6 protein-coding genes and 1 pseudogene are annotated in these 9,635 nt (G+C 73.4%); 2 read left to right on the top strand and 5 right to left on the bottom strand.

Annotation, left to right across the window (positions count from 1 at the left end):
- Positions 1 to 252: 252 nt before the first annotated feature.
- Both AB0G28_RS25675 and AB0G28_RS25670 read right to left on the bottom strand, forming a co-directional pair.
- Complete coding sequence (locus AB0G28_RS25675; RefSeq protein WP_361093836.1) at positions 253 to 1,893, bottom strand: beta-1,3-glucanase family protein; 1,641 nt, start codon at positions 1,891 to 1,893, stop codon at positions 253 to 255.
- Positions 1,894 to 2,108: 215 nt separating this feature from the next.
- Entirely contained in the window at positions 2,109 to 3,923 is a 1,815-nt protein-coding gene (locus tag AB0G28_RS25670; protein WP_361093833.1) for a glycoside hydrolase family 15 protein, read from the bottom strand.
- A gap of 139 nt (positions 3,924 to 4,062) precedes the next feature.
- Here AB0G28_RS25670 and AB0G28_RS25665 point away from each other — a divergent pair, with 139 nt between their 5' ends.
- Entirely contained in the window at positions 4,063 to 5,463 is a 1,401-nt protein-coding gene (locus tag AB0G28_RS25665; protein ID WP_361093830.1) for an MFS transporter, read from the top strand.
- 87 nt (positions 5,464 to 5,550) lie between these two features.
- Here the strand turns inward: AB0G28_RS25665 and AB0G28_RS25660 are convergent.
- The 3 genes and pseudogenes from AB0G28_RS25660 to AB0G28_RS25650 all read right to left on the bottom strand — a co-directional run.
- Positions 5,551 to 5,793, bottom strand: a pseudogene (locus AB0G28_RS25660) (potassium channel family protein); the annotation flags it as partial.
- A gap of 179 nt (positions 5,794 to 5,972) precedes the next feature.
- Positions 5,973 to 6,377: an SHOCT domain-containing protein gene (locus AB0G28_RS25655; protein ID WP_361093827.1), complete on the bottom strand. Its 405-nt coding sequence runs from the start codon at positions 6,375 to 6,377 to the stop codon at positions 5,973 to 5,975.
- A 108-nt stretch (positions 6,378 to 6,485) separates the two neighbouring features.
- Positions 6,486 to 9,143 (bottom strand): LuxR C-terminal-related transcriptional regulator, encoded by a 2,658-nt coding sequence (locus AB0G28_RS25650; protein ID WP_361093824.1) that lies wholly within the window; start codon positions 9,141 to 9,143, stop codon positions 6,486 to 6,488.
- Between the two features lie 121 nt (positions 9,144 to 9,264).
- On the opposite strand from AB0G28_RS25650, the gene AB0G28_RS25645 reads away from it, so the two are divergent.
- Entirely contained in the window at positions 9,265 to 9,603 is a 339-nt protein-coding gene (locus AB0G28_RS25645; RefSeq protein ID WP_361093821.1) for a hypothetical protein, read from the top strand.
- Positions 9,604 to 9,635: the final 32 nt, after the last annotated feature.

The following is a 9,635-nucleotide window of genomic DNA, read 5'->3' as shown; positions in this document are numbered from 1 at the left end:
CGCGGTAGCCCTCGAGATCGAGGGCTCTGACCAGCGACTCCCGGATGGCGCGGTCGTCGTCGGCGAGCAGGACGCGGTGCGGCATGGCCGCCATCATGCCCGTGTCCCGCCCGCGGGGCTCGCGGCCCGCCCGGCCGGCGTCGCACGAGCGCCCCAATGTGGCGTTGGTTGCGTCCAACGCACCGAACGCCACATTGGGTGCGTTGAGCGCACCCAACGCCACATTGGGGTGTTGGGGACCGGCCCGCCCGGCTAGCGGGTGAAGGTGAACCAGTTGACGTTGACGAAGTCCGACGAGCTCCCCGAGAACGTCAGGTAGAGGTCGTGCACGCCGGTGGCCGGGGCGACGATGTTGGCCGGGACCGTCTGCCACTGCTGCCAGCCGCCGTTGTTCGCGAAGTCGATCTCGGCGATGACCGGGCCCGACACGCTGTCCAGGCGCGCCTTGATCGCGCCGCTCACGCCGGCGGCCGCGCCCGAGGCGAGGCGGGCGACGAACTGGCTCGGCGAGCTCGCCCCGAAGTCGACGCGGGCGTACTTCAGCCAGTCGCCGTCCGCGATCCAGCCGACGTCCACCCCGCCGCCCGCGTCGCCGCACGACTCGTTCTGCGTGCCGCTCTGGGCGTTGTAGGCCTCCGCCTGGATCGTCGAGTAGGCGCTCGTGCCGCCGGAACCGGGCGGGGGCGTGCCGCCGCCCGCGCCCGGGCCCAGCGAGACCGTCCAGGACGTCGGGGCCGGGTCCTGGAGGTGGCCGTCGACGGGCTGGGCGCCGGTCGGGCCCACGTCGTCGTACGGGAAGGCGTAGCCGATCGACGCGTACTGGTGCACCAGGCGGGCGTAGTGGTTGGTGGTGGTGTCCTTGTAGTACTGCGAAGGCGCGACGCCGTCGGGCTGGTTGTTGCCGCCGGCCACCAGCAGGCTGCTGCGGTTCAGCGCGGCGGCCAGCCGCGCGGCGACCGCACCGCGCGCGTCGCCGCCGGAGTTGTACAGCGGCCCGCTCGCGCAGCCGAAGATGTCCGCCGCGCTCGGCTTGGTGAACGGCACGCCGTTGGTGTTCAGGCCGGCGAACACGATCGCGTCCCCGCTGACCGTGCCGGTGTAGGCGCCGATCGCGCCCTGCCCGTTGATCGTCAGCGGGGTCGAGCGGTAGTGGTCCCAGACGGCGTTGAGGTAGTTCGTCCAGTAGCCGCCGAAGTCGACGGGGGAGTGGCCGGGCGCGAGCACCCGCACCACCTTGCCGCCGGCGTCGGTGACGACGAGCCGGTCCCACGGGGCACCGTCGGCGTTGTGCTGCGCGCGCAGCCCGTCCGCGATGCTCCCGAGGGCACCGTCCGGCAGCGGGCTGACCGACTGCGAGCCCGCCGCGCCCGTGGTGGCCATCGACACCGGCAGCGCCACCATGTCGACGTAGCTGATGTTCGCGTAGAGGTTGGCGCTGTTGTAGGTGAACTCGCAGAACGTCCAGTTCGTCTGCCAGTTCGGGTCCGAGCTGGTGAAGCCGGGCTGCACCAGGCCGGGCCCGGGGTTGACGAAGAACTGGATCTTCTTGTCCACCGAGAACCAGACCCGGCCGCCGATGAGGTAGTCGGTCAGCGTCACCGTGCGCTGGGAGCCCGAGGCGCCGAGCGGGATCGCGTAGTCCGGGATCGGCGTCACCGGCGACGACGGGTTGGGCAGCGCCTGGAACCGGCCGTCGGCGGTGACGAACCCGGGCCGGCCCGACGTGTCGGAGCCGCTGATGTAGGCGTAGACGGTGCCGCTGCCCGAATTGTTCTTCAGCGTCAACGGCAGGGCCGCGGCCGCCCGCGCCCGCGGCGCGGTGACGGCGGACCACATCGGCGCGCTCGCCGCGGCCACCAGGCCCGCGGTGACGAAGGTACGCCTCGACAGCATGGCACCTCCTCGGAACGGGCGGAGTGCGCGGGCGGGTCGGCCCGCCTCCCGCCGGAAACGGTGACCGGACGGTAGGTTCGCGTTCCGGCGGGGTCAATATCCGGCGGGCCTCCTCGGGTACTCGCGGCCCCCGATGCTGCCCTTTCGTTGCCTGGACCACTGCTCCCGGTGGTCCGTACCAATGCCGATGTTGTCTATTGTGGACGCTGCCGGGCTCAGCCCAGTGCGGCGTCCAGCGTGACCGCCGCGTCGATGAGGGCCAGGTGCGTGAACGCCTGCGGGAAGTTCCCGAGCTGCTCGCCGGTCGGCGCGATCTCCTCGGCGTACAGGCCGACGTGGTTGGCGTAGGTCAGCATCTTCTCGAACGCCGTCCGAGCCTCCTCCAGCCGGCCCGCACGGGCCAGCGCGTCGACGTAGGCGAAGCTGCACAACGAAAACGTGCCTTCCGAACCGACGAGCCCGTCCGGGGACGCGGCCGGGTCGTACCGGTAGACCAGGCTGTCGGTCACCAGTCCGTCCCGGATCGCGTCGAGGGTCGAAAGCCACAGCGGGTCCTTGGCCGGCAGGAACCCGGTGCGGGGCATGCGGAGCAGGGACGCGTCCAGCTCGTCGCCCGTGTCGTGCTGGACGAAGGCGTTGCGCGTCCGGTGCCAGCCGCGGGCGAGGAGCTGGCCGTGGATGCTGTCGCGCTGCCAGGTCCAGTCCTCGACCGGGGCCGGCCTGCCGTGCGTGCCGGCCAGCCGGATGCCGCGGTCGAACGCGACCCAGCTCATCAGGCGGCCGTAGGTGAAGCGCTTGCGGCCGCCGCGGGTCTCCCAGATGCCTTCTTCGGGATGGTCCCAGTGTTCGGCGAGCCAGTCGAGAGCGGCGCACAACGCGGTCCAGCCCTGGTGGGGGAGCTCGAACCCGGCGCGGTCGGCGGCGAAGACGCTGTCGAGCGCTTCGCCGTAGATGTCCAGCTGCAGCTGCCCGGCCGCGTCGTTGCCGATCCGGACCGGGCTCGACCCGCGGTACCCGGACCAGTGCGCGAGGCTCTCCTCCCGCAGGTCCGTCGTGCCGTCCACGCGGTACAGCACGGCCAGCGGCCCGCTGGCCCCCACATTCCCTTCGCGGATCCGGTCGCCCAGCCAGGTCCCGAACCGGGCGGCCTCCTCGGTGAACCCCAGCGCCAGCAGCGCCGAGACCGAAAACGACGCGTCCCGCACCCAGGTGTAGCGGTAGTCCCAGTTGCGTTCGCCGCCGAGCTGCTCGGGCAGCCCGAGGGTGGGCGCGGCGACCAGCCCGCCGGTCGGCGCGTACGTGAGCAGCTTGAGCGTGATCGCCGAGCGGGCCACGATCTCCCGCCAGCGCCCGCGGTAGGTGGAGCGGGCCAGCCACGCGCGCCACCAGTCCACCGTGGTCCGGAAGAGCTCCTCGAACTCGGCGACGCGGATCTCGCGCGGCGGCTCCGCGGCGTCGGTCTCGAGCACCACCCCCCGGACCTGGCCCGCGGTGAGGGCGAGCCGCACGTGGACGTCCTCGCCGTCGACGCGCGCTTCGGCGAGGTGCTCGTCGCCGGGCTCCCGGACCGCGTGCAGCACGAGCGACGTCCCGGGCGCGGTGAACACGGCGCCGTTCGCGACGAGCAGCGCCCGGTGCGGGCGGCGGCCGTAGTCGAAGCGGGGCGCGACGACGATGTCGAACGTCATCCGCCCGCGGACGCAGCGCACGAGCCGGGCGATCCGGTGCTCGGTGGTGGCGGCGGTGCCGCACGGCGGCATGAAGTCGACCACCTCGCCGATGCCGTCCGGCCCCGAAAACCGGGTGATCACCACCGCGGTGTCCGGGTGGTACATCTGCGCGCTCGCGCAGGCGCCCACCGGGCGGACGCGGAACCGGCCGCCGCGCTCGTCGTCGAGCAGGGCGCCGAAGACCGACGGCGAGTCGAACCGCGGGGTGCAGAACCAGTCGATCGACCCGTCGGTCGTCACGAGCGCGGCGGTCTGCAGGTCACCGATCAGCGCGTGCTCGGCGATCGTGGTCTCGGTCATGGTTCCTCCATCGGGGCGCCGGGATCTCCTCGCCTGCACCGTCTCGGGAGCCGGGGCCGGTTGCCTCATCCACGCCGGGTGAGGTGGCCCGGCGGTCGCCCCGCCACCGTGTGCGGCACCCGAGCAGGAAGGCCCGCCGATGACCGTGCTGCCCCTGGCCCTCGCCCAGTTCGTCGCGAGCTTCGCGGCCACCACCATGACCGTGGCCGTCAGCGCCATCGCCGCGGACCTCGGCACCACGGTGATCGGCGTGCAGACGGCGATCACCGTGTTCACCCTCACCATGGCGTCGCTCATGGTGCCGGGCAGCAAGCTCAGCGACCTGCTCGGCCGCAAGCGCTGCTTCCTCGCCGGTCTGGCGGTCTACGGCATCGGCGCGCTGCTGGCTTCGGCCGCGCCCGGGCTGGGGCTGCTGATCTTCGGGTACTCGGTGCTGGAGGGCATCGGGTCGGCGCTGATGATCCCGCCGATCTACATCCTGGTCACCGTGACCAGCCACGACCTCACGGCCCGCGCGCGGGCCTTCGGCGTGGTCAGCGGGGCGGGCGCGCTCGGGGCCGCGGCCGGGCCGCTCGTCGGCGGCCTGGTCACGACGTGGCTCGGCTGGCGCGCGTCCTTCCTCCTGCAAGTGCTGCTCGTGGTCCTGATCGTCGTGCTGGCCCTACGGATCACGGAGCCACCCGCGTCGCCGCGCGAGAAGCGGTTCGACGTCGCCGGCGCGGGACTTTCCGCGGCGGGCCTGTTCTTCGTCGTCTTCGGGATCCTGCAGGCGGGCACCTACGGCTGGCTGGTCTCCCGGGCCGACCTCGCCGTCGCCGGGGTGGTTCTGCTGCCCGCCGGCGGGATTTCGCCGGTGTGGCTGTTCGCCGGGATCGGCGCCGCCTTCCTGGCCGTGTTCTTCCGGCACGTCCGCGCGCGGGAGCGGGCGGGCCGGGAACCGCTGGTGCCGTCCGGGCTCTTCCGCGACCGCGTCACGGGCCTCGGGCTGCTGACCCAGCACGTGCAGTGGCTGGTCCTGCAGGGGTCCTTCTTCGTGGTCGCCGTCTTCCTGCAGCAGGTCCGCGGCTACGACGCGATCGAAACCGGGCTCATGCTGACCCCCGCGACGGCCGGCATCCTGGCCGCGTCGGCGGCCGCCGGGCGGATGGCCCGGCGGCACTCGCAACGCGGTCTCGTCCGCGCCGGCTTCGTCCTCACCGTCGCCGGCCTGGTCCTCGTGCTCCTGCTGGTCCGGGCCGCCTCCGGCGTGGCGAGCGCCGTGCCCGGCCTCTTCCTGTTCGGTGCCGGGGTCGGGATCATGCTCACGGCGTCGGTGAACCTGGTGCAGTCCCGCTTCCCGGACTCGGCCCAGGGCGACATTTCCGGGGTTTCGCGCAGCGTGTCGAACCTCGGCTCGTCGGTGGGGACGGCGCTGGCCGGGTCCGTTCTGGCCGGGACCCCGCACCTCGGCGGGCGCTCCTTCGCGCTCGCCCTCACGACCCTGACCGTCGTGGCGGTGGCCGGGCTGGTCGCGGCCCTGCTGCTGCCGGCGCCGGAGTGAAGCGTCCCCTGTGGACTTTCGCCGGCGCTGCACCGCCGTCACGATCACGCGCAGCACCACGCCCAGCACCACCAGGTCCGCGACCATCTGGAGGGTCACCAGCACCCGGGCGGCGGTGGACAGCGGGGTGATGTCGCCGAAGCCGACGGTGGTGAACACCGTGACGGTGAAGTACAACGCGTCGGTCCGCGTCAGGCCGGCGCCGAAGGAGCCCGGGCGGTCCTGGCCGAGCACGTAGTAGCCGTCGGCGAACAGCAGCAGGAAGAGCGGGACGATCAGGGCGAGTGCCTGGACACCCTGCCAGGCGGGGAACGGCGACCGCAGGATCATCCGCACCTCGCCGACGACCAGCAGCACCACGACGGCGAGGCCGACGGCGAAGACGGCCGCCGTCCACGGCCGCAGGGCCTGGTCGACCGGCAGCAGGTAGTAGAGGCAGACCAGCGCGGTGACCGTCAGCAGCGGCCGGAGCACCGCGAGATGGACGAACCGCCACCGCGTCGCCGCGGTCAACGCGCGAGGGCCTTCCGCTTGAGCGCCTGGAATTCCGCGTCGTCGATGATGCCCTGCTCGAGCAGCCGCCGGGCTTCGGCGATCTGCGCGGCACTGGTCGTGTCCGGTGTGGACACCGACCGCACGTAGTCGTCGAACCGGTGCCGCGCGGCCGCTTCGCGCGCCCGTTCCCGCTCGACGAGGTGCCGTCCCTGGGTGCCGAAGTAGAGCAGGACACCGAGGAGCGGCAGCACGATCACCAGCACCGTCCAGCCGGCCTTGGCCCAGCCGGACACGTCGCTGCGGCGGTACAGGTCGCCGAAGGCCAGGAAAAGCAGCCAGAACCAGGCGATCCAGCAGAAGAACACGAGCATCGTCCACATGAGACTGAGAAAGGGGTACTCCGTGCTCGCCATGGCCATGACATCTCCTCGTCCGGGATCGGGGCCGGGCACGCTCGGGCGTGCCCGGCCCACTCGACACCGATCGCGGGTGCGCCCGCCTCACCCGCGGCGGGTGGGGCGAGCGCGTCAGACCGTGAAGTCGGCGACTTCGGCGTCGAGCAGCCCGCGCTCCTGCGCGATCGCCACGGCTTCACGCCGGCTGCGGACGTCGAGCTTCGCGTAGATCCCGCGGACGTGGGTCTTGACGGTGTTCGGCGAGACGGTCAGGTCCTGGGCGATCTCGTCGATCGACCGCTGGGTCGGCAACAGGCGCAGGACGCTGCGTTCGCGGTCGGTCAGCGGGGCCGGCATCGGCGGGGTGCGCAGCCGGCGCCGGACGGCGAGGATTTCGCCCGCGAACCGTTCGCCGGCACCCAGGCCACCCAGCCTGCTGGTCAGGAACGCGACGAGCTCGGGCGGGGCGAAGACGAACGGGAACCGGACACCGGTGGGCTCGGCCGTGCGCAACGCGTCGTCCAGCAAGCGGGCCGCCCGCTCCCGCGCCCCGGCCGCCAGCGCGGCCTGCACGCCGACCAGCGACGCCTCGATCGCGGCCCACGGCAGCGCCATGGGCACCTCGTCGTCCGCCAGCGACCGCAGCACCGTGCTCGCCGCGTGGTGCCTGCCGAGGCGCAGCTGGGTCCGGGCACGCATCAGCAGCAGCTCACCCGATCCGGGGAGGACCGACTGCGCCCAGCGAACGGTCTCCCTGGCCTGGCCCGCCGCACCGAGCCGCAGTGCCGCGCGCTGTTCCAGCACCGCGCACAGGGCCGCGTACCCGGGCGGGCAGGCCCGTCCGGATCCCAGCCGGTTGCGGGCACGGCGCATGCGCCGCAGTCCCGCGTGCCAGCCGCCGAGCTCGAACTCGGCGGCACCCCGCAGCGTCTCCGTGACCAGCCGCAGATCGCGGGCCGCTCGCGCCGGGGCGTCACCCACGAGGTGCCGGATGCCTTTCGCGTGCTTGAGGCACTCGGCGGGTTCGCCCCGCAACAACGCGCCGTACGCCAGCAGGGCACTGACCTGGGCGCCCTGGACGGACCGCAGGGACTCCTGACGCGGCCGGCGAGCCTCCGCGCGGCGGGCCAGCGTCTCCATCACCCGGTAGTCGCCGTCGTGCCCGGCCAGCTCGGCGAGCACGGTGAGACACTGGGCGACCGTGAAGTCCTGCCGGAGCTCCTCCGCGGTGCCCAGCAGCCGTACCAGGGTCTCGCGCGCCTGCTCGCGGGCGAGGAGGAGGGCGGCGCGGTACACCGCCGCGAAGCCGTCGAGCGCGGTGCCGGCGGCGAGCCGCTCGTCGATCTCCTCGGCCGCGCGGCGCACCTGAGCCGGGGAGCGGTCGAGCTGAGCGAGCCGGGCGTACGCCAGCTGCCGCAGGACGGTCAGCTCCGCCGCCGGCCGGTCCGGCCACGCCGCCTCCGCCCTGGCCAGCTGCAGGCCGGCCGCCGACGTCTCGGCCGCCTCCAGGCAGAGCGCCGCCGAGATCAGCGCGGCCAACGAGCCGGCGGGCCCCCGCCGGTCTTCGACCACGGCGAGCGCCAGGCGCAGGACGTGGTGTTCCCCCGCGAGGAACAGCGTCACGGCGTGCTCGCGCAGCAGTTCGCCGACCCGGGCGGGATCGCCCGCGCGGACGCTGTGCAGCAGCGCCGAGGCCGGCCGGTCGTGCCGGGCGAACCAGCGGGCCGCCGCCGCGTGCAGCGTCCGGGCCCGGTCCGGCGCCCGGCGGTGCAGCTCCGCCCGCAGGTAGGTCCGCAGCAGCGGGGTCACGCGGTGGTGCGGCGGCGTGCCGCCGGAGTCGACCACCCGGGCGGCGGGCTCGCCCAGCTCGCGGAGCATCGCTTCGGCGTCCGCGCGGCCGCTGAGCACCGGCGCGAGCCCGGCCGGGAGCTCGTCGCAGATGCTGATGGTCCGCAGCAGCTCCCACTGCGCCGGGGTGAGCGGGGCGAGCACCTCGTCGGTCAGGTAGTCGAGCACGGTGCCGTCGCGCCCGGTGTCGAACTCCCGCAGGCTCCCGTGCCGGGCCGCAGACGCCGCGGCGAGGCGCAGACCGGCGGGCCAGCCGCCGGTCCGGGCGACGAGCGGGGCGATCTCGTCCCGCGGGATCGCCACGTCGGCCGCGGCGAACAAGGCGGCCGCCTCGTCGTCGGTGAACCGCAGCCGGGCGGCGCCGATCTCGACGAGGCGGTCCGCGAGCCGGGCCCGGCCCAGTGGCAGCGGTGGTTCGCGGCGGCTCGCGACCGCCAGGCACAGTCCCGCCGGCTGGTGGCGGACCAGCGCCCGCAGCCCCTGCCACGGGCCGGGGGCGGTGATCTCCTGAGCGCTGTCGAGGACGAGCACGACGGGTTCGGTCAGCGCGTCGAGCGCGTCGGTGACCCGGGCGAGGAACACGAGGTCGGAACTCGGGGTTTGGGGCACCGCCAGCAGCCGAAGCGGGTTGCCGTCCGGGATCCGGTCGCACCGGCCGAGTGCTTCGAGGACCGCGGACCAGAAGAGCCGGTCGTCGTTGTCGTCGGCGTCCGCGGACAGCCAGGCGACCGTTCCGCGGTCCCGGCGCCGTGCCCATTCGGCCAGGAGCACGGTCTTGCCGAACCCGGCCGGCGCGCCGACGAACACCATGGCCGCTTCGGCCGCTCCGTCGAGGACAGTGAGCAGACGCGCCCGCGGCACGAGATCCGCCGGGGGACCGGGAACGGTGATCTTCGTTCTCGGTACCTGTCTTCGGGACGTCACATCGCAGCACTGGCGCATGCGCAATTCTCCTTCACGGTCGGGTCCGGACAATCTCGGCGGATCTTGCCACGGAATTGCGTGCCCGGCTCACCCCCTGTGGGCGAGGAAAACGACGGCCGGACGCAGAATCGTGTGGCGGGTGAAAAATCGCGGGAATTCATCGGGAAGTGGTCGCGGCGGATTCGCCGTCACGCAGTTCTGCTGGATCGGGCCGGGTGAGGTCGTGGTCCTCGACGTGCTCCGGACCGGCCGGATCGGCGTCGGGTCGGTCCTGTTGTGGCTGGTCGTCGCGCTTTCCGCGCTGGTACCGGCCGGCGAGGTGCGGACCGGCGTCCGCGCGAGCGCGGACCTGGTCGCGCGGCTGGTGTTCCTGCCGTCGCGGGGGTGGTCGGCGGTGGTGCTGCTGCTCGACGTCGTGATCGTCGCCCGCGCGTGGTATTCGGCGGGCCGGTCCCGGCGGGACGAGGGCACCCGGTGAGCCGGGCGGACGTCCTCGGGGCCAATTACGTC

Origin of the sequence: Amycolatopsis sp. NPDC021455, from assembly GCF_040640995.1 — a bacterium.
GTDB lineage: Bacteria > Actinomycetota > Actinomycetes > Mycobacteriales > Pseudonocardiaceae > Amycolatopsis.
The sequence above is the reverse complement of the archived record's forward strand: the minus strand, read 5'-3'. Positions and strand labels throughout refer to the sequence as shown.

Bases quoted from the DNA above. Each gene is read 5' to 3' on its own strand.
- AB0G28_RS25650 (WP_361093824.1), bottom strand. From the start codon at position 9,143: ATGCGCCAGTGCTGCGATGTGACGTCCCGAAGACAGGTACCGAGAACG.
- AB0G28_RS25665 (WP_361093830.1), top strand. From the start codon at position 4,063: ATGACCGTGCTGCCCCTGGCCCTCGCCCAGTTCGTCGCGAGCTTCGCG.
- AB0G28_RS25655 (WP_361093827.1), bottom strand. From the start codon at position 6,377: ATGGCCATGGCGAGCACGGAGTACCCCTTTCTCAGTCTCATGTGGACG.
- AB0G28_RS25675 (WP_361093836.1), bottom strand. From the start codon at position 1,893: ATGCTGTCGAGGCGTACCTTCGTCACCGCGGGCCTGGTGGCCGCGGCG.
- AB0G28_RS25670 (WP_361093833.1), bottom strand. From the start codon at position 3,923: ATGACCGAGACCACGATCGCCGAGCACGCGCTGATCGGTGACCTGCAG.